Source organism: Amycolatopsis balhimycina FH 1894 (assembly GCF_000384295.1).
Classification (GTDB): domain Bacteria; phylum Actinomycetota; class Actinomycetes; order Mycobacteriales; family Pseudonocardiaceae; genus Amycolatopsis; species Amycolatopsis balhimycina.
Genome location: NZ_KB913037.1, coordinates 9,904,505 through 9,928,699 on the forward strand (window position 1 = coordinate 9,904,505; position 24,195 = coordinate 9,928,699).

General features: G+C 73.5%; 15 protein-coding genes. 8 read left to right on the top strand and 7 right to left on the bottom strand.

The features are described from left to right. Positions 1-45: 45 nt before the first annotated feature. From A3CE_RS52860 to A3CE_RS0145735, 5 genes are all read right to left on the bottom strand, one after another. Positions 46-708, bottom strand: a complete 663-nt coding sequence (locus A3CE_RS52860; RefSeq protein ID WP_020646833.1) for an HAD family hydrolase — start codon at positions 706-708, stop codon at positions 46-48. 49 nt (positions 709-757) lie between these two features. Continuing rightward, on the bottom strand, positions 758-1,852 hold the full coding sequence (locus A3CE_RS0145720; RefSeq protein ID WP_026469503.1) for a J domain-containing protein: 1,095 nt from the start codon (positions 1,850-1,852) through the stop codon (positions 758-760). A gap of 484 nt (positions 1,853-2,336) precedes the next feature. Beyond that, on the bottom strand, positions 2,337-3,065 hold the full coding sequence (locus A3CE_RS0145725) for a transporter substrate-binding domain-containing protein (protein WP_020646835.1): 729 nt from the start codon (positions 3,063-3,065) through the stop codon (positions 2,337-2,339). A gap of 49 nt (positions 3,066-3,114) precedes the next feature. Beyond that, a complete protein-coding gene (locus A3CE_RS0145730) occupies positions 3,115-4,212 on the bottom strand; it encodes an aldose epimerase family protein (RefSeq protein ID WP_020646836.1) in 1,098 nt (365 codons plus the stop codon). 195 nt (positions 4,213-4,407) lie between these two features. Next, the gene (locus tag A3CE_RS0145735; RefSeq protein WP_020646837.1) at positions 4,408-5,655 is read right to left on the bottom strand and encodes a PucR-like N-terminal domain-containing protein; all 1,248 of its coding nucleotides are present in this window, start codon (positions 5,653-5,655) and stop codon (positions 4,408-4,410) included. A 283-nt stretch (positions 5,656-5,938) separates the two neighbouring features. Here A3CE_RS0145735 and A3CE_RS0145740 point away from each other — a divergent pair, with 283 nt between their 5' ends. The 7 genes from A3CE_RS0145740 (at position 5,939) to A3CE_RS0145770 (ending at position 21,317) form a co-directional block, all read left to right on the top strand. Then, positions 5,939-7,990, top strand: coding sequence for an MMPL family transporter (locus A3CE_RS0145740; RefSeq protein WP_020646838.1), 2,052 nt, complete (start codon positions 5,939-5,941; stop codon positions 7,988-7,990). After that, the gene (locus tag A3CE_RS0145745; protein ID WP_020646839.1) at positions 7,987-9,387 is read left to right on the top strand and encodes an MFS transporter; all 1,401 of its coding nucleotides are present in this window, start codon (positions 7,987-7,989) and stop codon (positions 9,385-9,387) included. Before A3CE_RS0145740 ends, A3CE_RS0145745 begins: the two co-directional genes overlap by 4 nt. A 92-nt stretch (positions 9,388-9,479) precedes the next feature. Further along, entirely contained in the window at positions 9,480-11,231 is a 1,752-nt protein-coding gene (locus tag A3CE_RS0145750) for a fatty acyl-AMP ligase (RefSeq protein WP_020646840.1), read from the top strand. After that, positions 11,228-17,509 carry a type I polyketide synthase gene (locus A3CE_RS0145755; RefSeq protein ID WP_020646841.1) on the top strand — a complete coding sequence of 2,094 codons (6,282 nt, stop codon included), beginning with the start codon at positions 11,228-11,230 and terminating at the stop codon, positions 17,507-17,509. Before A3CE_RS0145750 ends, A3CE_RS0145755 begins: the two co-directional genes overlap by 4 nt. Next, a complete protein-coding gene (locus tag A3CE_RS0145760; protein ID WP_020646842.1) occupies positions 17,509-19,086 on the top strand; it encodes an acyl-CoA carboxylase subunit beta in 1,578 nt (525 codons plus the stop codon). The genes A3CE_RS0145755 and A3CE_RS0145760 overlap by 1 nt, the downstream gene beginning before the upstream one ends. Positions 19,087-19,097: 11 nt before the next feature. Then, complete coding sequence (locus A3CE_RS0145765) at positions 19,098-20,072, top strand: alpha/beta hydrolase (protein WP_043793214.1); 975 nt, start codon at positions 19,098-19,100, stop codon at positions 20,070-20,072. A 30-nt stretch (positions 20,073-20,102) separates the two neighbouring features. Next, entirely contained in the window at positions 20,103-21,317 is a 1,215-nt protein-coding gene (locus A3CE_RS0145770) for a lipase family protein (RefSeq protein WP_125591392.1), read from the top strand. Positions 21,318-21,382: 65 nt separating this feature from the next. Here the strand turns inward: A3CE_RS0145770 and A3CE_RS0145775 are convergent, their stop codons facing one another. Together A3CE_RS0145775 and A3CE_RS0145780 are read right to left on the bottom strand one after the other, a co-directional pair. Further along, complete coding sequence (locus A3CE_RS0145775) at positions 21,383-22,042, bottom strand: cutinase family protein (RefSeq protein ID WP_020646845.1); 660 nt, start codon at positions 22,040-22,042, stop codon at positions 21,383-21,385. A gap of 181 nt (positions 22,043-22,223) precedes the next feature. Then, a complete protein-coding gene (locus A3CE_RS0145780; protein ID WP_020646846.1) occupies positions 22,224-22,901 on the bottom strand; it encodes a TetR/AcrR family transcriptional regulator in 678 nt (225 codons plus the stop codon). An 80-nt stretch (positions 22,902-22,981) separates the two neighbouring features. On the opposite strand from A3CE_RS0145780, the gene A3CE_RS0145785 reads away from it, so the two are divergent. Further along, on the top strand, positions 22,982-24,190 hold the full coding sequence (locus A3CE_RS0145785; protein WP_245589719.1) for a PucR family transcriptional regulator: 1,209 nt from the start codon (positions 22,982-22,984) through the stop codon (positions 24,188-24,190). The last annotated feature ends 5 nt before the right edge of the window (positions 24,191-24,195 follow it).

Sequence of the window (24,195 nt, forward strand, 5' to 3'; positions counted from 1 at the left end):
TGTTCGATCCTGGTTGATGAGCTTCACATCACGGCCATCGGCCTGTCAATGTCTGTGGCATTTTGATCGATCATGGGCGATATCGCCCGGAGTGACCGCGACGAAGGACGGCAGCACCCGCTCTGCGCCCGGGAAGGCCAGCCCGGACGTCACCTCGTTCGGCACGGCGACGCAGCGCAGCCCGGCCGCGACCGCGGCGGCGACGCCGGTCGGACTGTCCTCGAAGGCCATGGCGTCGGAGGCGGGCACCCCGAGCGCGTCGAGTGCGGCCAGGTAGACGTCCGGCGCGGGCTTGGGCCGGTGCCCGTCCAAGGCGGAAACGACCGCGAAGTGGCCGCTCACCCCAACCCGGTCCAGATGCTCGCTCACCCAGTCGCGCGTCGCGCCCGACGCGACGGCGAGCCGCAGCCCGTCGGCCCGCGCGGCCGAGAGGAACTCGCCGACGCCGTCCCGCAGCGGCATCCGGGCGGCGAAGGCCCGGTTCGTGTCCCGCCACCGCGCGACCACGGCCTCGCGATCGACCGTCCCGACCGCGTGTTCCAGGTGGGAGAGCACGGCGGCGACGCTCGACTGCCCGCCGATCACCGCCTGCCACACCGGCAGCGGCAGGTCGGCGCCGTACCCGGCCAGCACCTGCCGCCAGGCGCGGAAGGCCGAGGCCTCGGTGTCCACCAGCAGCCCGTCGAAGTCGAAGATCAGCGCGCGCATGACTCGTGAGTGTCGCAGCCGGTTGCTGGTCACGGAACCAGGATCCGGCTCACGCCGCGCGGCCGCCCCCGCCGACGACCTGGTCGCGCAGGGCGCGCAGTGCCCCGTGGTCCACTGTGGACGGATCGGCGGCGAGCCACTCGCCGATCTCGTGCAGGAACTCCTCCGGCGTCATCGGCGCGACCGGCAGGTCGCCGGGATCCGCCGTGGTCAGGTCGCCGCTGCGGCTCGGGTACACGATCATCGCGCCGCGCAGGGCCACGCCCGGCAGGAGGTCGCGGTAGGCGGCGAGGCTCTCGGTGAGCCGGCTGCCGCCGCCGCGGAAGGGCCTTCCGTTGCGCAGCAGCCTGCCGTCCTCGGCGGTCTCGTAGTGCCCGGGCAGCCACAGCTTCGACTCGATGAGCACCAGGCGCTTCCCGCACAGCACGGCGTGGTCGACGTCGGCGAACACCGAGCCGGGCCAGGCGAGCCCGTGGAAGATGCGGGCGCCGGGCAGCCGGGTCAGGTAACCCTCCAGCAGGTCGGCGGTGAGCCGCTCGGCCAGCTCGTCGCGCTCGGTGCCGGGCGTGCCGAAGACGGTGCGGCCGCCGAACTCCTCGGCGTACGCCTCGCGGGCCTTTCTCGCTCGTAGGTAACCGCGGGCCAGCCGCTGGACCAGCAGCGCGGTCCCGGCGGTCAGCAGCAGCCAGACGACGAGCACCGGCGGCGACAACCCGGCCCCGGTCACCAGTGGCAGCAGCACGAGCACCATCCCGGCCACCGCGGCGATCGCCGGCGCATGCCCGGGCCCGCGTCGCCTGCCGTGCCGCATCCGGGTGTCCTCGCCGGCGAAGTGCCACCAGCTCAGGTCTTCGGCGTCGAGTTCGGGCAGGTCGGGGACGAACCCCGGCTCGTCCCCGAAACGGCGCCGTGGCCGCGGCCGGACCGGCACGGGCACCACCGTGGCGCCGTTGGAGTCGTAGCGGGCACGGGCGACGGGGTCGCTCAGGACGTCGTACGCCTCGCGAAGCAGCCGGAACGTGCCGACCGTGCCACCGCCGTCGGGGTGCATGGTCTTGGCCAGCCGGCGGTAGGCCGTCTTCACGTCGGCCGCCGTGGCGTCCCGGCGGACGCCGAGTACCTCGTAGTAGTCGACCTCGGGCACGCGGGCGTTCACCTCCGGATGGCTGCGCGAAGACTTTATGGGGTCGGGTTCCGGCGCCGGCCACCGCCTCCGCGGCACGCCCGGGTGACGCTCGCGCGCCAGGTCACCGCCGTGCCCGAAGTTCTATCGCCGTCGTCGGCCGGGGCGCACGGCCCGGTGCGGCGGCGCCGGCGGGTGCGTGACGGGGCGTCTTGCGGCGGCGACGGCACGTTTGTGGTGCTCGGTGACCGTCCATTGAGGACTGTCTGTCGCCCGGAAGTGTTGCGGTCGCCGGAAAAGGCGCCTCGGCCGTGACGTTTCGTAGTCGGATTTCACCTGAACAGACGCGAACACCTGTTCGAATCTCCGGCTAGAGTGGAGGCATGTCCCCGGCACCTCGCAGACGTGACGGGCCCACCGCCACCCCACCTCGGCAGCGGGCCCGTCACCCTTGTCGTCCCCGTCACCGCTCGCGCAGCTTCGGGTCCGGTGGGCGAATGTCCCGTCAGTCGTCCGTCGCGGGCGGGGCGACGACGGCGTCCGGCTGGTCCGCGCGGGATAGCGCCTCGGCGACGAACCCGGCCGCCTTCAGCTCCTCGACCAGCTCGCGCAGGAACGCGATCGTCGCCGGACGGCGGTCCGGGGTCGTGGCGACGGCCTGCCGGATCTCCATGAACCGTTCGGGGATCACCCGCGTCCCCGGGTGCGCGGCGGCGTAGCCGGTCATCGGACGGCGGATCCCGGCGGCCACCTCCAGGCCGTGGGTCTCGAACGCCGTGACGCCGTCCTCGCCGCGCACGACCGTCGCGTGCCGGAGGGTCCTGGTGAGGTACAGGTCGTAGGCGGACCCCTCCTTCACCCCGATCCGCACGCCCGGACGGTCCACCTCGGCCGGCGAAGCGAAGGGCGAGTCCCGTGGCACGACGTACACGCCTTCGATGACGACGTACGGCGCAGTGAAGGCCACCTCGGCCGCGCGGGCCGGTTCGACCGCCAGGAACGCGAGGTCGGCGGCGCCCGACGTCAGCGCTTCGAACGACTTGCGGGCCGCGTCGAAGCAGGCGAACTCCACGGGGACGGCCAGCCGTGCGGCCACCTCCCGGGCGAGGTCGACCGTGACGCCGCCCGGCTCCGCCGGCGTCCCGTGCGCGAGCACCGGGTTGCCGAGGTTGATGGCGGCGCGCAGCGTGCCGGTGGGCGCGAGGTCGGCGGCGACGGCGGAAAGCTCTCCCATGATCGGCGACGGTAGTGGTTCGGCCCGGTGGCCGCCCCGGGGTTGTCGCTCACGCCACCGGTGGGTGGTCCGCCGTGGCCAGCTCGAAGACCGTCTCCTGCTGGTAGACCTCGCCCGGCCGGAGCACCGTGCCGGGGAAGTCCGGGCGGTTCGGGGAGTCCGGGAAGTGCTGGGCTTCGAGCGCGAACCCGGCGCCGCGGTGGTACGGCCGGCCACCGGTGCCGACCAGGTCCGCGGTGAGGTAGTTGCCCGAATAGAACTGCAGGCCCGGCTCGGTCGTCCACATCGTGAGCAGGCGCCCGGACGCCGGGTCCCACGCCCGGGCGGCGAACGGCGAGCCGTCGTCGAGCACCCAGTTGTGGTCGTAGCCCTGCCCGATCACCAGCTGGGGGTCGGGCTCGCCGATCCGGGCGCCGATCGGTGTCGCGGTGCGGAAGTCGAACGGCGTACCTTCTACCGCCGCGGGGTCGCCGGCCGGCAGCAGGCCCTCGTCGGCCGGGCAGAACCGGCTCGCGTTGATCGCCAGCCAGTGCTCGTGGACGTCCCCGGAGCCTTCGCCGGCCAGGTTCCAGTAGGTGTGGTTGGTCAGGTTGACGACGGTCGGCGCGTCGGTGGTCGCACGGTAGGTGATGCGCAGCCGGTCGCGGCTGTCGACGCGGTAGGTCACCTCGGTGGTGAGCCGGCCGGGGTAGCCCTGGTCGCCGTCCGGGCTGACCAGGGTGAGCCGCAGCCCGGCGCCGTCGGCGTCGGCGAACCCGGCCGCCGACCAGACACGCGTGTCGAACCCTTCGGGGCCGCCGTGCAGGCTGTTCTTGCCGTTGTTCACCGGCAGCCGGTGCTGGACGCCGTCGAGGGTGAAGGTGCCGCCGGCGATCCGGTTGGCGAACCGGCCGATCAGCGCGCCCAGGAAGACCCGCGCCGCGTCAGGCCGGTTGTTGGCGACGTACCCGTCGAGGGTGGGGAAGCCGAGGACGACATTGCCCGGCCGCCCGTCGCGGTCCGGCGCTTCCAGCGACTGGAGCACGCCGCCGTAGTCGAGGACGCGGACGGTCAGCCCGCCGGGCCGGCCCAGGGTGTACCGGTGGACGTCCGCGTCGCCGGCGCGGCCGAAGAACTCCCGGGTGGGTTCGGGCAGGGATCCGGTCATCGGGAAGTCCTCCAAGCGGCTGTTAGCGCTAACAGCCCGTGAAGACTCTAGGTTCGCGGGCACGCACGGTCAAGGGACGCCCGCTCCCGGGGCACGAGCGCGCGGGAGCCGCGGCAGTGGTGTCCTGAATGACTCATTCAGGGCGTGGGAGGTCCTGAATGAGTCATTCAGGACGTAGGCGGACGGAGCGCGCTGTCAGCGTTCGCCGGCCGGCGGGCGGGTGCCCAGCAGCCGGTGGGCACGCAGCGCCATCTGGATCTCCAGCCGCTTCGCCGGGTCCGCCAGCCGGTCGCCGAACAGGTCGGTCAGCTGGCTCACCCGGTAGCGGACCGTCTGGGGGTGGATGCCGAGTGCCTGCGCGATGTCCGGGGTGTTCCCGTTGTGCTCCAGCCAGCTCAGCAACGTCTCCGACAGCCGGGTCTGCTGCTTCACCGTCAAGGTCTCGAAGGGAGCGAGCACCTTCGCCGACAGCTCGTCCAGCAGGAACCGGTCGGCCAGCAGCCAGTGCGTTGCCAGGTGGTCGGCCGTGTGCGTCACCGGGTCGTCGCCGGCCAGGCCGCGGCGGACCAGGTCCAGCGTGCGGCGGGCCCACAGGAGCGACGTCGCCGCGTCGGCCGGGTGGACGCGGGGGCCGACCGCCGCGCGCCAGCCCGGCAGGCGGCCTTCGAGCCCGCGCAGGTCGCGGTCCGGGTTCGGGGTCAGCAGGCAGGGTTCGGGGCCGTCGACGTCGACCAGCACGTCGTCGGCGACCTGCGGCGACGGCGGCGGTTGCTGCTCGGTCCGCGGGTCGAGGGCGACGACGGTGACCCACTCCGGCATGGTCCACTGCGCGGCCTTGGCCATCGTCGCGAGTGTCGCGGGGGACGACGGCGGGCCGGCGAGCAGCAGTTCGAACAACCGGCGCCGCCGCCGGTCGAGCGTGCCCGTCGCCATCGCCTGCGCCAGTGTGTATCCCTCGACCGAGTACGACGAAATCTCTTCCACGTAAGCGAAAATGGCTTCCGCGCCGACGCAGAGCACCGCCGCCGGGAAACGGTGAGCCTGGCCCAGTTCGGCGATGTAACGCCACGCAGCCCGGCCGCCCGCGCGGTAGGCGGCCTGCAGCGAGTTGAGGCTGCCGCCGTCGTGGTGAACGCGCTTTCCGACCTCCACGAACAGTTTCGCCCAGTTGTCCTGAGTGGACGCCAGCTCTTCGATGCTGTCGATGCAGCTGAGCACCGCCTGCTCGATGGCCAGCACGATCATCCTGCCGAACTCGCCTTCGAGGGGCTTGGCGTACTCGGGCACGGCCCGCTGAATCTCTTCGAGGATCCGCCGGGCGAGCTGGTCGGCGTGCGGCCGGAACCGCGGCGCGAGCTCCGTCGGCAGCGAGCACCACAGCTGCCGCGCGCGGCCGGTGCCCCTCGGGTGCGGGACCGCCGCCTGCGTGATCGTCCGGGTCATGGCACACAACCCCTTCGCCGCACCTCGTGGAAAGGCCGCGCCTTCGTCGGCGCGGAGGTCATGTACTCACACGGGATCGGACTTGGCAACCGCCACCCCTGCGCGGAGATCGGGTTCTGTCACCCCCGGGTCAATGGCCGCACCGGCATTTGTCACGCGCCCGACAAACTCCGGAACACTCACAGCGGCACGGGTTTCCGCACCCCGATTTGTGAACCGGGACGGTATCTTCGCCCGCCTTCCCGGAGTTAGCGTGATCAACCCGGCACGCGGGAGGAGACGGATGACGACGCTCGTTTCGTGGTGCTTCCGCCGCGCCGGCGTGGTCGCCGCGCTGTGGCTGGTGGCGCTGGGCGGGCTCGGGTTCGCGGCGCTGCACGCCGGCGCGGCCTTCCGCGACACGGTGGACCTGCCCGCCGCGGACAGCACGGCGGCGGCGAACCTGCTGCGCGGCAGCGGCGCGGCCGGCGCCGGGGAACAGGTCGTCGTCCGCACGCCGGACGGGCCGGTCGACAGCGGCGCCGGTCGCGCCCGGCTCGACGCGCTCGCCGCCCGGCTGGCGACGATCCCGCACGTCGTCGCGGTCACCCCGCCACCCGGCCGGGTTTCCGCCGACCGGGCCACCGCGGTGCTCACCGTGCGGTTCGACGCGCCGGCCGCGGACCTCGGGCAGGGCACGGCCGACGCGTTCGCGGCCGTCGTCCGCGACGCCGCCGGCCTCACCGCCGGGGCGTCCGGCGAGCTCGCCGCGATGACGGCGGCCGCGCCGGACCTGGGCAACGCCGGGATCGGCCTGCTCGCCGCGGCCCTGGTGCTGCTGGTGACCTTCGGCTCGCTGACCTGCGTGCTGCTCCCGGTCCTCACCGCCGCGGTTTCGGTCGGCTGCGCGCTGGCCGCCGTGACACTGGTGTCGCACGTCATGACCGTCCCGAAGATCAGCACCGAAATCGCCGCGCTGCTGGGGCTCGGCGTCGGCGTCGACTACGCGCTGTTCGTGCTCAGCCGCTACCGGCAGGGCCGCCGGGACGGCGCCGAACCGGCGGCGGCGCTGGCCGTCGCGGCCGCGACCTCCGGCCGCAGCGTGGTCTTCGCCGGGCTCACCGTGTGCGTGTCGCTGGCCGGGATGCTGACCGTCGGCCTGCCGTTCCTGAACGGGATCGCGGTCGCCGCCGCCGTATCGGTGCTGCTGACCGGGTTCGCCGCGCTGACGCTGCTTCCCGCGCTGCTGCGGCCGGTCGCCCGCCGGATGCGCGTCCGGCCCGGCTCGGGCGGCGGCCGCTGGGCCCGGCTCGCGCGGTCGGTGACCGCCCGGCCCGGGCCGTACACGGTGACCGCGCTGCTGGTCGTGGCCGTGCTCGCGCTGCCGATGACCGGGCTGCGGCTCGGTGTGCCGGACGCCGCGTCGGACCCGCCCGGCAGCGTCACGCGGACCGCCGCCGAACTGCTGGAAGCGGGCTTCGGGCCGGGCGCGGACGCCCCGCTGCTGGTGGTCGGGACCGGCGGTTCGCCGGGCATGCTCCGGGAGGCGCTGCTCGCGAGCGCCGACGTCGGCCCGGCCGCCGCGCTGCCCGGCGGTCGCTGGCTGCTCACGGTGGTCCCGAGGACCGCGCCCGACGATCCGGCCACCGGCGAACTGCTGGCCTCGACGCGGGTGATGGCCACCGTCGTCGGCAGCCCGGACGCGCACGTCGGCGGGGCCGTCGCGGCCCGGGCCGACTTCTCGGCGGCGATCACCGCGCGGCTGCCGCTGTTCTTCGCCGGTGTCGTCGGCATTTCGGTGCTGCTGCTGGCCTGGGTGTTCCGCAGCGTGCTGATCCCGCTGACCGCGGCGGTGATGAACCTGCTGACCGCGGCCGCGACGACCGGCGCGGTCGTCTTCGCCTTCGGCGGCCCGATCGAGCCGTACCTGCCGGTGTTCCTGTTCGCCGGGTTGTTCGGGCTGTCGATGGACTACGAGGTCTTCCTCATCGCCCGCATCCAGGAAGCGTGGCGCCGCCATGGTGACACGCGGGCGGCGGTGGTCGACGGCGTCGCGGCGACCGGCCGCACCATCACCGCCGCCGCGCTGATCATGGCGCTGGTGTTCGTGTCGTTCGCCTTCGTCGACGCCCGAGTCGTGCGGGAGGCGGGGGCCGGGCTGACCGTCGCCGTGCTCCTGGACGCGGTCGTCGTCCGGTGCGTGCTCGTCCCGGCGGTGATGGCCCGCTTCGGCGCGGCGAACTGGTGGTTCCCCGGCCGGTCGCCGAAGTCCGTGAATGGCACATTCACGGACTTGAAGTCCCTCGATGTGCCATTCACGGACTTCGACCGGGACGCGCAGAGGAGTGCGCGGTGAACGCGCGGGCCGGGACGCTGGTGCTGATCGCGCTCGGGGCGTTCGTCACGACGCTGGACAACACGATCGTCGCCGCGGGCGCGCCGTCGATCGCCCGTGACCTCGCCCTCGGCCTCGGGGCTCTGCAGTGGGTCGCGCTCGGCTACATGCTGCCGTTCGCCGGGTTGCTGCTGGTGGCGGGCGCGCTGGTCGATCGCTGGGGCCGGCGCCGGACGCTGCCGGCCGCCCTGTTCGCCTTCGGCGCCGGCGCGGCCGTGGGCGGGCTGGCCGGTTCGGTGGGGCTGCTGGTCGCTGCCCGGGCGGTGCAAGGCGCGGCGGCCGCGTTCCTGGTGCCCGCGCTGCTGAGCCTGCTTCGGACGAACCTCGACGCCCGCGGCCGGACGCTCGGCGCCGCGGTGTGGACCGCCTGCCTCGCGGCCGCGCTGGCCCTCGGCCCGGCGCTCGGCGGGATGCTGAGCGCTTCCCTCGGCTGGGGCTGGATCTTCTTCGTCAACCTCCCGTTCGTGGCGGCGATGCTCGCCCTGCTGCCCGTGGCCACCCGGGCCGGCGAGACCGCGGCCGCGACCCGCGCGCCGCCCCTCGGCGCGATGGCCGCCGTGACGGCGTGCCTGGTCCTGCTCACCGCGGCCCTGGTCCGGCCGTGGCCCGGGAGCGAGCTGCCGTCGCTCGCCGCGGCCGCCGTGCTCGGTGCCGGGTTCGCGCTCCGTGAGCGGCGGGCCGCGGACCGGCTGGTGCCCGCCGCCCTGACCGGGAACGCGGTGTTCCTCGGCGCGCTCGTCGTGCAACTGCTGTGGGGACTGGGGATTTCCGGCGTCTTCTTCTTCACGCCCCTGCTGCATCAGGAGTTCCTCGGGCTCGGTCCGGTCGGTGCCGGGCTGCCGCTCGTTCTCGTGGCGGTGGCGGTCATGGCCGCGACGCCGCTGGTCGCGCCGTCCGTGACCCACTTCGGTCCACATCGGACAGTCGCGGGCGGGCTGGCGGTGGTCGGTGCCGGGCTGCTCGCCCTGGCCGCGGTGAACCACATCCCGGAACTGCTTCCGCGCGTCCCGGGAATGGTGCTGATCGGGGCGGGTTCGGCCTTCACCGTCCCGCTGACGTCGCATGCGCTGGACGTCGTCGCCGAACGCAATTCCGGCGCGGCGTCCGGGCTGCTCACCGCGTCCCGGGAACTTTCCAGCGCGCTCGGCGTGGCGCTGATCGGCGCCGTGCTGACCGCGGTGCGCGGGCTGCGGCTCGACGCGGGGACGGCGCCCGGGGCGGCCCTGGCCGGCGGCTACACCGCCGGTCTGCTCACCGCCGCCGGGCTGACGCTCGCCGGTGCCCTGCTGGCCGTCCGCGTGTTGCGGGAACGGCGTCCCGTTTCTTCGTCGCCCCATGACAAACGCGCGGTCCCCTGATCCGTTTCCCGATGAGTATCCGAGTTCGCCCCGTTGACAACCGCACCGGCGCGGTTATCCACTGCGCCGGCAAACGCTCTCTGCGAGGAGCCATGGAAACCATTTCCCAGCCGGTTCCCCTCACCGGCGAAGCAGCTGACGGCGGCGAGTCGTTCGCGACCCTGCTGGGCCACTGGGCGCGCCGCCTCGGCGACCGCGTCGCGGTGACCTACCTGGACCACCGGGCCGGCACGGACGGCCGGGCGGTCACGCTCACGTGGCGCGAACTCGATCAGCGGGTCGACGCGGTCGCCGCGCGACTGTCCGAACTGGCCGGTCCCGGTGACCGGGCGGCGGTGCTGGCCGGGCAGTCCGCCGACTACGCCGTCGCGTTCCTCGGCGCGCTCCGGGCCGGGCTGGTCGCCGTGCCGCTGTTCGCCCCGGGCCTGCCGGGGCACGAGGGCCGCCTGGCCGCGGCGCTCGCCGACTGCGGCCCGCGCGTCGTGCTGACCACGGCCGCGGAAACCGGTCCGGTCACCGGGTTCCTCGCCGGTGCGGGCGTGGCACCGGCCGTGGTCGCCGTCGACACCGTGCCCCTGGTCGCTCCCGGGACGCCCGACTGGCCCACGCCGGATCCCGGTGACCCGGCGTACCTGCAGTACACGTCGGGTTCCACGCGTTCGCCGGCCGGGGTCGTGCTGACGCACCGCAACGTGCTCGCCAACGCCCGCCAGGCGTGTGCCGCCTACGGTGCCGAGAGCGGGACGACGTCGACGGTGAGCTGGCTGCCGCTGTTCCACGACATGGGGCTCATCCTGGGCATCGGCGCGCCGATGGCCGGCGGCCTGGCTTCGGTGCTGATGGACCCGCTGGCGTTCCTCGAACGCCCCGCGCGGTGGTTGCAGGCGCTCTCGGCCAGCCCGGGCGGGATCAGCGCGGCGCCCAACTTCGCCTACGCCTACTGCGCGTCACGCGTGACCGAAGCCGAGAAGAACTACCTGGAGCTGAGCCGGGTCGTCTCGCTGATCAACGGCAGCGAACCGGTGCTGCCGGCCACGATCGCGAAGTTCCACGACGCCTTCGCCGAGTGCGGGCTGCCGCCGGAGGTCCATCGGTCCTCCTACGGTCTGGCCGAAGCCACCGTCCTGGTTTCCGTCACGGACGCCGGGAAGCCACCCCGGCAGGTCACGTTCGACCGGGACCGGCTCGCCGCCGGCCACGCCGAGCCGGCCCGGCCCGGCGTCTCCGCCACGACGCTCGTCTCGTGTGGACACCCGGTCGGCCAGCTCGTGCGGATCGCCGACCCCGCGACCGGGGAACTCGCCGAAGCCGGTGCGGTGGGCGAGATCCGGGTCAGCGGCCCGAACGTCGGCCGTGGTTACTGGGGACGGGCCGAAGCGTCGGCGGCCACTTTCGACCTGCCGCCGCGCGACCCCGGCACCGGCGAGGGCTGGCTCGCGACCGGCGACCTCGGCGTGCTCTTCGACGGCGAGCTGTTCGTGACCGGCCGCCTGAAGGACCTGGTCGTCGTCGACGGCCGCAACCACTACCCGCAGGACATCGAGCAGACGGTGGAGGCGCACCCGGCGGTCCGGCCGCATTCCGCCGCGGCCTTCGCGATCGACAGCGGCGACGGGGAAGCCGCGGTCGTCGTCCTGGAACGGGCCAAGGACACCGAAGCCGACGTCGTCGCGGCGACGGCGGCGCTGCGGGCGGCGGTGTCGGCCGGGCACGGCCTGCGCCTGCACGACGTCGTCTTCCTGCCGCCCGGCGAGGTGCCACGCACCTCGAGCGGCAAGATCAGCCGGGCCCGGTGCCGGGAGTCCTATCTGGACGGCTCACTCGCCGCGCGGCGGCTCGGATGAGCGCGCCGGACGCCGCCGCGATCCGCGCCTGGCTGACCGCGCGGATCGGCGAGGCCGACCTCGACCGGCCCCTGCACGAAACCGGACTGTCCTCACGGGACGCGACGGTCCTCGCCGCCGACCTCGGCCGGTTCGTCGGCCGCCCGCTCGCGCCGACGCTGGTCTGGCGGTACCCGACGATCACCGCGCTCGCCGACCATCTGTCCACTGTGGAGTCGGAGGCGGCGTACGTACCCCTGCGGGAGGACGGGGAACCGATCGCGGTCGTCGGCCTCGGCTGCCGCCTGCCGGGCGGGATCGAATCCCCGGAGGCGTTCTGGCGGTTCCTCGACGCCGGCGGCGACGGCATCGGCGAGGTCCCCGAAGGCCGCTGGGAGACATTCGCGCCGGCCGAAGACCTCGCCGGTGTGCCCGCGCGCGGAGGCTTCCTCTCGGACGTCGCCGGGTTCGACGCGGAGTTCTTCGGCATCACCCCGCGCGAGGCCGAGGCGATGGACCCGCAGCAGCGGCTCCTCCTTGAGGTCGTCTGGGCGGCGCTGGAGCACGCCGGCATCCCGCCGGGCCGCCTGCGCGGCAGCCGGACCGGCGTGTTCGTCGGGCTCTCGGCCACCGAGTACGGCTCCTTGACGATGACCGACGTTGCGGGGGTCGACGTCTGGTCGGGCACCGGGGCCGCGGCGAGCATCGCCGCGAACCGGCTGTCGTACCTGCTCGACCTGCGTGGCCCCAGCCTCACCCTCGACACGGCGTGTTCGTCGTCGCTGGTCGCGGTGCACCAGGCGGTGCAGAGCCTGCGCCGCGGCGAGAGCGAGACCGCGCTCGCGGCCGGGGTGAACGTGCTGCTGTCGCCGGGGATCACCGCCGGGTTCCACCGCGCCGGGGTGCTGGCCGCGGACGGCCGTTGCAAGCCGTTCGACGCCGGCGCCGACGGCATCGCCCGCGGCGAGGGCTGCGGGGTGGTGGTGCTCAAGCCGCTGCGGGCGGCGCGGCGAGCGGGGGACCGGGTGCTGGCGGTGATCCGCGGCAGCGCGGTGAACTCCGACGGCCGCTCCAACGGCCTGACCGCACCCAACCCGGACGCCCAGGCCGCCCTGCTGCGTGACGCGTACGCGGTGGCGGGCGTCGATCCGTCCTCTGTGGACTACGTCGAGGCGCACGGAACCGGGACGCCGCTGGGTGATCCGCTGGAGGCGGGCGCGCTGGCCGCGGTGCTCGGGGCGGAGCGCGAACCGGGCCGTCCGTTGCTGCTCGGCTCGGTGAAGAGCAACCTGGGCCACCTCGAAGGCGCGGCGGGGATCGCCGGGCTGCTCAAGGTGGTGCTGGCGATGACGCACCGGCGGGTGCCGCCGAGCCTGCACTTCCGGGCGCCGAACCCGCACATCGACTTCACCGGGTTGAAGGTGGTCGCGGAGGGCACGGACTGGCCGCGCTATTCCGGGACCGCCCGGGCCGGGGTGTCGGCGTTCGGGTTCGGCGGCACCAACGCGCACGTCGTGCTGGAGGAGTGGCCCGCGGCGGCGTTCCCGCCCCGCGGCGGTTTGGACGGCCCGGAAGTGTTCGCGCTTTCGGCTCGCTCGGCCGAAGTGCTGCGGGCGCGGGCCGCGGAGCTGGCGGACTGGCTCGAGGACGGGGAAGTCCCGCTCGACGCGGTCGCGGCAACGCTCGCCCACCGGCGCGAACACCTGCCGGTCCGCGGCGCGGTGGTCGGCGAGAGCCGGGACGAAGTGGTCACGGCGTTGCGCGAGCTGGCCGCGGGCCGAGGAATCACGAGCGGCCCGGCTGATGGTGCCAAGCGCCCCAATGTGGCGTTGGGTGCGCTGGATGCACCCAACGCCACATTGGGGCGTTCGGGCGTCGTCTTCGTGTTCTCCGGTTATGGCTCGCAGTGGAGCGGGATGGGGCGTCTGCTGACGCGCTTCGAGCCCGCCTTCCGGGCGGAGATCGACGCGCTCGATCCCGTCTTCCGCGACGGCGCCGGGTTTTCCCTCCGGGAGGCGCTCGAAGGCGAACTCCCCGGCCTGGCCGCGACCCAGCTCGCCTTGTTCGGGATGCAGCTGGCCCTCGCCGCGCTGTGGCGGGCGCACGGCGTCACTCCGGCCGCGGTGCTCGGGCATTCCATGGGTGAAGTCGCCGCCGCCGTTGTCGCCGGGGCGCTCGACGTCACCGGTGGCCTGCGGATCATGGCCGCGCGGGCGCGGCTGCTCGCCGAACTCGACCTGGGTGGCGGCGGTGCCATGGCCGTCGTCGAGCTTTCGCCGGCCGAGGTCGCGGAGTTCCCCGAAGTCACCGTCGCGGTGTACGCGTCACCCACCCAGTGCACGGTCAGCGGGCCCGCGGACCGGGTCGAGGCGCTGGTCGCCTACGCCGAAGACCTCGGCAGGCTGGCCCGGCGGCTGCCGGTCGGCGGGGCCGGGCACTCCGCCGCCGTCGACCCCGTGCTCGGGCGGTTCCGCGCCGCGCTGGCCGGGCTCGTCCCCGGGCAACCCGAAATCCCTTGCTACAGCAGCGTTCTCGACGATCCGCGGGAAACGCCCGCGTTCGACGTCGAGTACTGGGCGGCGAACCTGCGCCGCCCGGTGCGGTTCAGCCAGGCGCTCGAGGCGGCGGCCGCCGACGGCCACACCGTCTTCGCCGAGATCTCACCCCACCCAGTGGCGCTGGCCGCGATCGAGCAGACCACCGGCGAAACCGGTCTGGCCTCGGCGAGCCGCCGCATCGACGAGCGGACGGCGTTCCTGACCAGCCTCGCCCGGCTGCACGTCGGCGGCCACTCCGGGGTGCTGGCCGCTCGCCCCGGGACACCGCCGGTCGAGCTGCCCGGCCCGGTCTGGCGGCACCGGCGGTTCTGGCCGCGCCGCACGGTCCGCTCCGGCGGCGCCCATCCGCTGCTGGGCGTGCACATCGAACACCCAGGCGGCCACCTGTGGCGCGGGGACGCCGGCACCGCCGCGGTGCCGTGGCTGGCCGACCACACCGTGCGCGGCGAACCCGTGTTCCCGGCGACCGGCTTCCTCGAACTGGCGCTGGCCGCGGCCGGTCCCCATGGGCGCGTCCTCGACCTCGAACTGCGCGAGCTGCTCCCGCTGGCCGAGCACACCGAGGTGACGACCGGACTCACCGGCACCGAGTTCAGCGTGCACGCCAAGTCCGCGCGCGGCGACTGGGTCCGGCACGCCACCGCGCGGATCGGCACCGGCGGGACGCCGTCACCGCCGTTCGGGGAAGCCGGCGGCGACCCGGTCGACCTCTACCGGGCCCTGGCCGACCTGGGCCAGTCCTACGGCCCGGCCTTCCGCGGCCTGCGCCGGGTGACCGCCGTGCCGGGCCACGCGTCGGCGTCGATCGCGCTGCCCGAAGCCGACCACCCCGCCTACGTGCTGCACCCCGCGCTCGCCGACGCCTGCCTGCACGCGCTGGCCGCGGCCGTCGGCGAAGCGGATGCCCTTTACGTGCCGCTCGCGGTGGCCGAAGTGGTGGTCGCCGGCGATCCGCGCCGCGGGGTGCGGGTGGACGCGGTGCTCGGCGAATCCGGGGACGGCGTGCTCGGCAGTGTCCAGCTGGTCGACGCCGACGACGTCGTCCTCGTGGAGTTCCGCGACGTCTACTGCCGCCGGCTCCGCGGCACGGCGTCGGCGAGGCTGCTGTTCGAGGCGGCCTGGCAGCCGGCCGAACTGCCCGCCGCGCCGGCGCGGGCCCACCGCTGGATCGTGCTGACCGACGGCGAATGCGCCGGGGACGACGTGCGGACAGCCCGCCTCGGCGACCGGCGGCAGCTGGCGAAGCTGCTGCGAGACGGCGAAGTGACCGCGGTGCTCGCGATGCTCGCCCGCGACGCGGCGCCGGATCCGATGGGCGCCGCGCGGCTGGTCGAGACGCTGACCGGCGTCGTCGCCGAACTGGCCGAGCTGCCCGTGCCGCCCCGGTTGTGGCTGGTCGGCACCGGGGCGCAGAGCGTCCTGCCCGGCGAGCGGGGCGACCCCGGCCCGGCGGCGCTGCGCGGGCTCGTGCGGGTGCTCGCCTTCGAACACCCCGAACTCCGGGTGAGCCAGGCCGACTTCGACGGCGACGCGGCCCGGCTGTGGGACGAAGTCCGCGCGGACGGGCCGGACGACGAAGTCGCCTGGCGCGAGGGCGTCCGGTACACCCGGCAGCTGGTCCGCCCCGCGCTCGGTGATCCGGTGCGCGAGCCGGTCCGCGAAGGCGCGTACGTCATCACCGGCGGGCTCGGCGGCCTGGGCCTCGCCGCGGCGAAGTGGCTGATCGGACGGGGTGCGACGCGGCTGGTGCTGAACGGCAGGCACGCCGCCGACCCCGGCCTCGGCGACCTGGGCGCCGACGTCCGGGTGGTGCCCGGCGACATCGCCGAGCCGGGCACGGCGGAGCAGCTGGTCGCGGCGGCCGTCGACGGAGGTGTGCCGCTTCGCGGGGTGTTGCACGCTGCCGGTGTCCTGGCCGACGGCGCCGCGATCACCCTCGACGCGGACGCGCTCGACGCCGTCTGGCGGCCGAAGGCGCTCGGGGCCTGGCGGCTGCACCAGGCGACCGCCGGGCACGAACCCGACTGGTGGCTGGTCTACTCGTCGGCGGCCGCGCTGTTCGGGTCGCCGGGTCAGACCGCGTACGCCACCGCGAACGCGTGGGCCGACGCCCTGGTCGCGTGGCGCCGGGCCCAGGGCCTCCCGGCGGCGACGATCGGCTGGGGCGCGTGGGGCGAGGTCGGTGCCGCGGCCGGCTCGGCCAACCCGGTGCTCGACCCGCTCGGCACCGAGGAGGCACTGGGCGCCCTGGACGACGTCCTGGCGCGCGACCGCGCTTCGACCGGCGTGGCCCGGGTGAACTCCGCGACCGTGCTGGAGCTGTTCCCGAGGCTGGCCGACCGCCCGTTCTTCGCGCTCTTCGCGCCGCGGACCGAATCGTCCACTTGGGACGGTCTGGACGCGCTGCGCGCCGTCCCGCCGGACGCCGCACAGGCCGCGATCGCCGGCCACCTGGCCGGGCTCGTCGCGGACCTGCTCGGCCTGGCCGAGGTCGACCGGACCGTGCCGCTCACCCAGCTCGGCCTGGACTCGCTGTCGGCGATGCGGGCCCGCGGCGCGGTGGAACGCGACTTCGGCCTGCCGCTGCCGATCCCGCTGCTCCTGCGCGGGGCCAGCCTGGCGGAGCTGGCCGGGCACCTCGCCGAGCAGGCCGGCTTCGGATCCGCCGCGTCGCGCGAGCCCGTCACCGCCGGGCCGCGAGACCCGGCCGAACGCTGGGTGGCCCGGCGCTGGCAGGCCGAACTGGGCGGGCCGGAGCCGGGCGTGCACGACGACTTCTTCGCCGCGGGCGGCGATCCGGAGCGGGCGCAGCGGCTGTGGTCGGTCTTCGCCGAGGAGCTCGAAGCGGTACCCGCCGTCGAGCGGCTGTTCGCGATGCCGACGGTCGCCGCGATCGCCGACCTGCTGCGCGCGGAGCTCGAAGGCCACGGCGGCGGCCCGGTGCGGCTGCTGCGCGACGGCGTCGCCGAGCCGTTGTTCCTCTTCCACCCGGCCGGCGGGCCGACGAGCGTCTACCGCGAGCTCGTGCGGCTGCTGCCCGAAGGCCAGCCGGTGTACGGGTTCGAACGGATCGACGAGGACACCGTCGAGGCCAAGGGGGCTCGGTACCTCGCACTGATCCGCGAAATCCAGCCACACGGCCCGTACCGGCTGGGCGGCTGGTCGTTCGGCGGCTGCCTGGCGCACGAGACGGCGCGCCTGCTGACTGCGGCGGGGGAGCGGGTCGAGCTGGTCGTCCTGATCGACACGATCCTGCCGCTGCCGGACACCGGAACCCCGGCGGAAGAGCTGCTGCTGGAACGCTTCGACCGGTTCGCCGACCACGTGTCGCGGACGTACGGGGTGCCGTTCTCGGTGCCGCGCGAGGAGCTGGCGCGGCTGGACGAGGACGCCCAGATCCGGTGGGTCATGGAGAAACTGACCGAATACGTGCCGAACATGGGCGCCGGCGTCCTGCGCCACCAGTACGAGTCCTATGTGGACGCCCGGGTCGCCGAGCGGTACGCACCGGGCCGTTACGACGGCCGCGTCCTGCTGCTGCGGGCCGGGGAGCCGCACCCGCTGACCACGACGCTCGACCCGCGGTACCTGCGCACCGACGACACCCTCGGCTGGGACGAGTTCTGCGGCGCGCTCGAAGTGGTGCGGGTCCCCGGCGACCACGTGTCGATGATCGATCCACCCCATGTGCGGACGCTCGCGGTGGCGCTGGCCGAGCGGCTCGGGGCGGTGGTGCGGTGATGGACGAGCTGACCCCGACCACGGCGTTCCGGATCGCCGACCTCGCCGCCCGGCAGGACGAAGCCGTCCGGATCGCCGAGAAGCGGGCCGTCGACCGGCAGCACGCCAAGGGGAAGCTGACCGCCCGCGAGCGCATCGGGCTGCTGCTGGACCCCGGGTCCTTCGTGGAGCTCGACCAGTTCGCGCGGCACCGCTGCGACGAGTTCGGGATGGACGCCCACCGCCCGTGGGGCGACGGCGTGGTCACCGGGCACGGCACCGTCGACGGCCGCCAGATCTGCGTGTTCTCCCAGGACTTCAGCGTCTTCGGCGGCAGCATGGGGGAGGTCTCCGGCGAAAAGGTCCTCAAGGTGATGGACCTGGCCATGACCATCGGCTGCCCGGTCGTCGGGATCAACGACTCCGGTGGCGCCCGGATCCAGGAAGGCGTCGTCTCGCTGGCGTACTACGCCGAGCTCGGCCGCCGCACCGCCCACGCCTCCGGCGTCATCCCGCAGATCTCGCTGATCATGGGCCCGTGCGCCGGCGGCGCGGTCTACGCCCCGGCGATGACCGACTTCACCGTGATGGTCGACGAAACGGCGCACATGTTCGTCACCGGCCCGGACGTCGTGCACGCCGTCACCGGCGAGCTCGTCACCGCCGAGGAGCTCGGCGGCGCGGCCGTGCAGAGCGAGGTGGCGGGCAACGCCCACCACCGGGCCGCCGACGAGGAGGACGCGATCGACTGGGTGCAGACCCTGCTCGCGTATCTGCCCTCGAACAACCTCGACCCCGCGCCCGAGTACGCCGACGACACCAGCCCCGACGTCACGGCCGCCGACCTCGAGCTCGACCGGCTGGTGCCCGACTCGCCGAACCAGACCTACGACATGGCCGAGCTGATCGCCCGGCTGGTCGACGACGGCGAGTTCACCGAGGTGCACAGTGCCTTCGCGGCCAACATGATCTGTGCCTTCGCCCGGGTTCAGGGCCGGACGGTCGGCGTCGTCGCGAACCAGCCGCGGCACCAGGCCGGCGTGCTCGACATCGACGCGTCCGAAAAGGCCGCCCGGTTCGTGCGCTTCTGCGACGCCTTCAACGTCCCGCTGCTCACCCTGGCCGACGTCCCCGGCTACCTGCCGGGCACCGGGCAGGAACGCGGCGGGATCATCCGCCGTGGTGCCAAGCTGATCTACGCCTATTCCGAAGCGACGGTGCCGAAGGTGACCGTGGTCGTCCGCAAGGCCTACGGCGGCGGCTACGCGGTGATGGGGTCCAAACACCTCGGCGCCGACGTCGCGATGGCCTGGCCCACCGCCGAAATCGCGGTGATGGGCGCCGAAGGCGCGGTGCAGGTGCTCTACCGGCGCGAGCTGGCCGCCCTGCCGCCCGAGGAGCGGGAGGCCGCCCGCCGACGGCTCACCGAGGAGTACCGCAAGCACCACGGTGGCCCGTACCTGGCCGCCGAACGTGGCTACGTCGACCAGGTCGTCACCCCGTCGCAAACCCGCCTGCAGGTCGCGCGGGCCCTGCGGACGCTCCGCACCAAACGGCAGGTCCTGCCGGCCAGGAAACACGGAAACATCCCCCTGTGAAGGAGACTTCGATGCGAGCCATCCTGCTGATGCTGGCCGTCGTGGTCCTGCTGGGCGGCGGCCTCACCGCCGCCCAGGCGAGCCCCGCCGCCGTGGCCGACGACGGCGCGAAGGTCGTCCAGGAGACCTGGCTGGACGCCCGGACCGTCGACTTGAAGATCGACTCGCCGGCCCTGGGCACCACCGGGATGGTGCGGCTCATCGTCCCGGCGGGCTGGACCGCGCAGCCCACGCGGACCTGGCCGGTGCTGTTCCTGCTGCACGGCTGCTGCGAGCCGGTCGACTACCGCTCGTGGGACCAGTTCACCGACGTGAAGGCGTTCACCGCGAACAAGGACGCCCTCGTCGTGATGCCGACCGACGGGCCGGCCGGGATGTACACGAAGTGGTGGAACTTCGGCCTGAGCAACACGCCGGACTGGGACACGTTCCACACCGCCGAAGTCCGCCAGATCGTCGAACGCGGGTACCGCGGCGGTACCCGCCGGGCGATCGCCGGGCTGTCGATCGGGGGCTACGGCGCCCTCGCGTACGCGTTCCAGCACAAGGGGATGTTCGGCGCCGCGGCGTCCTACAGTGGCGTGCCGGACACGCTCTACCTGGGCATCCCGGCCTGGATCGCCGGCATCCTGATCCGCACCGGGTCCTACAACATCGTGAGCCTCTGGGGCGACGTCTGGTCCATGAAGCCGCTGTGGTCCGCGCACAACCCGGCCGACCACGTCGAGGACCTGCGCGGCACGGCGCTCTACGTCTCCTGTGGCAGCGGGCAGGCCGGGCCGCTCGACCCGGCCGGGGCGCAGGGCGACGTCCTGGAAACGTCGGCCCTGCTGTCGTCGCAGAGTTTCACCGACAAGCTGCGGCAGGCGAACGTCCCGGCGACGGTCGACTACTACGGGCCGGGCACCCACAGCTGGCCGTACTGGCAGCGCGCTCTCCACAACTCGTGGCCGGTCCTGTCCGGCGCGCTCGGCCTCCCGGCCTGAGCGGAAGTCCCTGCTCCGATGGAGGTTGCGGTGAAGTCTGTCCGTTGGCGACGCGTGCTGTCGGCGCTCCTGGGCGTCTCCCTGGCGGCGTTGGGGGTGGTGGCGGCGAGCCCGGTCGCGGGCGCGGCGGCGGCACCGATCCTGCCCGGCCCGTTCGACGACTCCTTCTACACCCCGCCGTCCCCGCTGCCCGCCGGGAAACCCGGTGACGTCCTCCGCTGGCGGCCGTCGGTGCCGTTGCTGAACGCCGCCAACGCCGACGCCTGGCAGGTCATGTACCTCTCGACCAACGCGCAGGGCCGTCCGGACGCGGTGACCGGGACCGTCCTGGTGCCGAAGGGCGTCGACCCGGCCAAGGCGCCGATCGTCGGCTACGCCGTCGGGACGCAGGGCCCGGCGTTCAAGTGCACGGCGTCCAAGGCGATGGAGCGCGGCACGCTGTACGACCAGCCCGCCATCAACGACTCGCTGTCCAGCGGCTACGCCGTCGCGGTGACCGATTACGAAGGCTACTCGCCGACGACCGTGCCCACCTACATCACCGGGCAGTCCATGGGGCCGGCCGTGATCGACTCGGTGCGGGCGGCGCAGAACCTCCCGTCGGCCAAGCTGGCCAAGAGCGCCAAGGTGATCTTCCAGGGGTACTCCCAGGGCGGCGGCGGATCGATGTGGGCCGGGGAGAAGCAGCCTGCGTATGCGCCTGAGCTGAACGTCGTCGGCGTCGTCGCCGGCGGGGTGCCCGCCGACCTGACCGAGGTCGCCAAGGGTCTCGACGGCTACGTCGGCTTCGGGTTCCTGGCCTTCTCCTCGATCGGGCTCGACGCGGCGTACCCGGACCTGAAGCTGGATTCCTTCCTCAACGACACGGGCCGTCAGCAGCTGGCCGACGCGAAGAAGAACGCGTGCATGCTGGAACTGCTGCTGAACTACTCGTTCAAGAAGATCAGCGACTTCACGACGTCCGATCCGCTGGGCACCCCGCAGTGGCAGGCGAGGCTGGCGCAGAACAAGCTGGGCTCGAACCCGCCGCGGGTGCCGGTCTTCCAGTACCACGCGAGCACCGACGAGATCGTCAACACCCCGCAGGCGGAGACGCTGCGCCGGACGTACTGCGCGGCCGGGGTCCGCGAGCAGTGGAGCACCTACGTCGCCGACCACGTCACCGGCGTCCTCGCCGGGAACTCCGACGCCCACCAATGGATCGTGAAGCGGTTCAACGGCGAAACCGCACCGACGAACTGCTGAGGAATGCCGTGAATGGCACATTGAGGGACTCTACGTCCCTCAATGTGCCATTCACGGACTTGGCGTCAGACCTTGCCGGCGGCGAAGGCCGCGGCGTCGTTGGCTTGGCCGCCGTAGCTCAGGTGGGCCAGGATGTCGGTGCCGCCGGACTGGCAGATCGGGTCGCCCGAGGCGCAGTAGTCCTTGGTGCGGCTCTGGTAGGTACCGGTGACCTGACGGCCGATCGCGCGGATCGGGTTGCCGAACAACAGGATGGCGGCGATCCGGGGCGCCAGGTCCGCCGGGATGGTCGCGACGATCGGGCCGCCGACGATGGCGCCGTCGCTGCTGATGCCGATCGAGTTGTCCACGACGTTGGCGCCCTGGGAGTAGCCGACGAGGACGAACCGTTGCTGCGGGCAGGAAGCAGCCTGCGACCGCAGGTGGTTGACCAGGTCGGTGTTGCCCTTCTGCACCGACGCGGGCTCGCCGAGGTCGGCCGGGTAGTCGACGCGGTAGCCGCTCAGCGAGCGCGGCTGCAGCCGGTTCTGGATCGCCTGGTAAACCGGGTCGCCGACGATCAGGCCCAGCGTGCCGGGTTCGAAGGTGCCGCGGGCCACCGGCACGTCGATGTCGGTGCACGGCGCGGCCGAAGCCACCGGCGCGGCGGCCACGGTGAGCCCGGCGACGGCGATGCCGACTGTGGCGGCGGCGGAAAGAAAACGATTCCTGGGGACGCGAATCATGGTTGATCAACACCTCTTTGTGATGACAACGGGCATCGGCAAGCGCTTTCCGCGGAGGCGGAAACGGGAGCGCCGCTGGTCGTGATCGCAGCGTCGCAGCGCTTGCCGATCCCCGGCAAGAGGTGATTCCGATTCGTGCCGGGAATTGTTCAGGCGGTGACAAACAGTCCGGTGTGGACGCTCAGGTGGCCGACTGCCCGGCCGGCTGCGTTTCCTCGAGCCGGGCCAGCAGTGCGGGGTCGAGGCCGCGCAACGCGGCCATGACGAACCCGGTGGCCAGTTCGCCCGCCGCGATCGGGTCGACGCCGGGGGAGTGCGAGACGTGCATCGCCGCGCGCCCCACCAGGCCCACCATCATTGCCCCGAGCAGGTCCGCACCGGACCCGGCCGGACGGCCGTGGGTGTGCAGGTAGTCCCGGACCTGGGCGACCACGTGCGTCGCGATGGTGTCGGCCAGCGCGCGGCGCTCGTTCGACATCTCGTCGACGGCCGAGTCGAACAGCAGCCGGAAACTCTCCGGGTGGGCGCCGGCGTAGCCGAACATCGCCATCACCGAGATCCGGACGCGGTCCTCCAGCGGGCGCCCGCCCGCCGATTCGTGGGCGCGGATCACCCAGTCCCGCAAGGCCCCGACCTCCCGGCTCACGGTGGCGCGGAAAAGGGCCGCCTTGTCGCCGAAATGCGCGTAGAGGGTGGGCTTGGTGGAATCGGCGCGGTCCGCGATCAGCCCCATGGTGGCCTGCGCGAACCCCCTCTCGGCGAACACGGCCCGTGCGGCGTCGAGCAGGTCGTCGTCGGTGGGCCGGGCGGCCGGGCTGCGGCGAGCGCTGGATCGATCAGGAAGACTCTGCCGGCTCATGGCGGTGTACTCTACGGTCTCCGTTGCTTTACTGACGGGTAAAGCACGCTCCGTCGCCGTCCCCCGATGGAGGAACCCTGGTGTCCCGCGAAAGTGCTCGGCAAGCCGTCCCGGCTCCTCGGGACGCCGGTGAAGAAGTACTCCGGAGAAGAGACCTGGCCACGCTCATGCGCCCGGCCCTGCCGGCGCTGGTGAACGGGATCGTCCAGGAGGTGTGGCGGGCGGTCCCGGTGTATGCCCGGCCCGGTGACTACGGTCGGGTGACCAAGCGCGGCGTCGAGTGCGCTGTCGAGCTTTTCGTGGACCTCGTGGAGGATCCGCTGGCCTCGCGCGACCGGCTGTACGAGACGTGCCGCCGGCTCGGGGCCGGCGAGGCGCGGGAGGGCCGGACCCTCGACGACCTCCAACTGGCCTACCGGGTCGGCACCCGCGTCGGCTGGCGCTGGATCATGCGGCTGGGAAGGCGGCAGCGGCTTTCGTCCGCGGTCATGGCCCAGCTGGCCGAAATGTTGTTCGGCTACGCCGACGAGCTCGCCCGGATGTCGAGCCGGGGCTACCGGGAAGCGCGCGCGGAGATCGACGGCACCAAGGCGGGACTACGGCGGCGGCTGCTCCGGCTGCTCACCGGCCCGGGCACGGTCCCGGAAGCCGTGCTCGCCGAGCTCGCGGCGGCGGCCGGCTGGCCCGTGCCCCGCGAAGTGGTGGCGGTCGCCGCCGAAGCGACGGTGAGCACCTCGTGGGGCCCCGAAGTACTGGCCGATCTCGACCTGCCGCAACCGCACCTGCTGCTGCCCGCCCCGGTGGACGCGCGGAGCCTCACCCGGCTCGGCACGCGCGTCGCGGTCGGGCCGCCGACGGACCTCGGGGCAGCGGCGCACTCGTTGCGCTGGGCGAGAACCGCCCTGCGGCTGGTGGCGGACGGCGCGCTCCCGGACACCCCGGTCACGTGGTGCACGGACCACCTGACCGAGCTGTGGCTGCTGTCCGACTCGCCGCTGGCCGAGCAGGTCGCCCGCCAAGAGCTGGCGCCGCTCGCGCAGTTCCCGGACCGGACGCGCAGCCGGCTGGGCGAAACCCTGCTGTCCTGGCTGCAGAACGGCGGCAACTCCGAGAAGATCGCGGTGGACCTTTCGGTGCACCCGCAGACGGTCCGCTACCGCGTGCGCCAGCTGAAGCAGGCTTTCGGCGACCGCCTCGACAACCCGGACGCGCGGTTCGCCATGCAGGCCGCGCTGCGCGCGTCGGGCCTGCGCATCACCCGGAACGAGCTCCCCGCCACCGAGCCGTAGCCGCT

Excerpts from the sequence above, each read along its gene's own strand:
- A3CE_RS52860 (WP_020646833.1), bottom strand. The coding sequence starts at position 708 with ATGCGCGCGCTGATCTTCGACTTCGACGGGCTGCTGGTGGACACCGAG.
- A3CE_RS0145725 (WP_020646835.1), bottom strand. The coding sequence starts at position 3,065 with ATGGGAGAGCTTTCCGCCGTCGCCGCCGACCTCGCGCCCACCGGCACG.
- A3CE_RS0145730 (WP_020646836.1), bottom strand. The coding sequence starts at position 4,212 with ATGACCGGATCCCTGCCCGAACCCACCCGGGAGTTCTTCGGCCGCGCC.
- A3CE_RS0145735 (WP_020646837.1), bottom strand. The coding sequence starts at position 5,655 with ATGACCCGGACGATCACGCAGGCGGCGGTCCCGCACCCGAGGGGCACC.
- A3CE_RS0145740 (WP_020646838.1), top strand. The coding sequence starts at position 5,939 with ATGACGACGCTCGTTTCGTGGTGCTTCCGCCGCGCCGGCGTGGTCGCC.
- A3CE_RS0145750 (WP_020646840.1), top strand. The coding sequence starts at position 9,480 with ATGGAAACCATTTCCCAGCCGGTTCCCCTCACCGGCGAAGCAGCTGAC.
- A3CE_RS0145755 (WP_020646841.1), top strand. The coding sequence starts at position 11,228 with ATGAGCGCGCCGGACGCCGCCGCGATCCGCGCCTGGCTGACCGCGCGG.
- A3CE_RS0145760 (WP_020646842.1), top strand. The coding sequence starts at position 17,509 with ATGGACGAGCTGACCCCGACCACGGCGTTCCGGATCGCCGACCTCGCC.
- A3CE_RS0145765 (WP_043793214.1), top strand. The coding sequence starts at position 19,098 with ATGCGAGCCATCCTGCTGATGCTGGCCGTCGTGGTCCTGCTGGGCGGC.
- A3CE_RS0145775 (WP_020646845.1), bottom strand. The coding sequence starts at position 22,042 with ATGATTCGCGTCCCCAGGAATCGTTTTCTTTCCGCCGCCGCCACAGTC.
- A3CE_RS0145780 (WP_020646846.1), bottom strand. The coding sequence starts at position 22,901 with ATGAGCCGGCAGAGTCTTCCTGATCGATCCAGCGCTCGCCGCAGCCCG.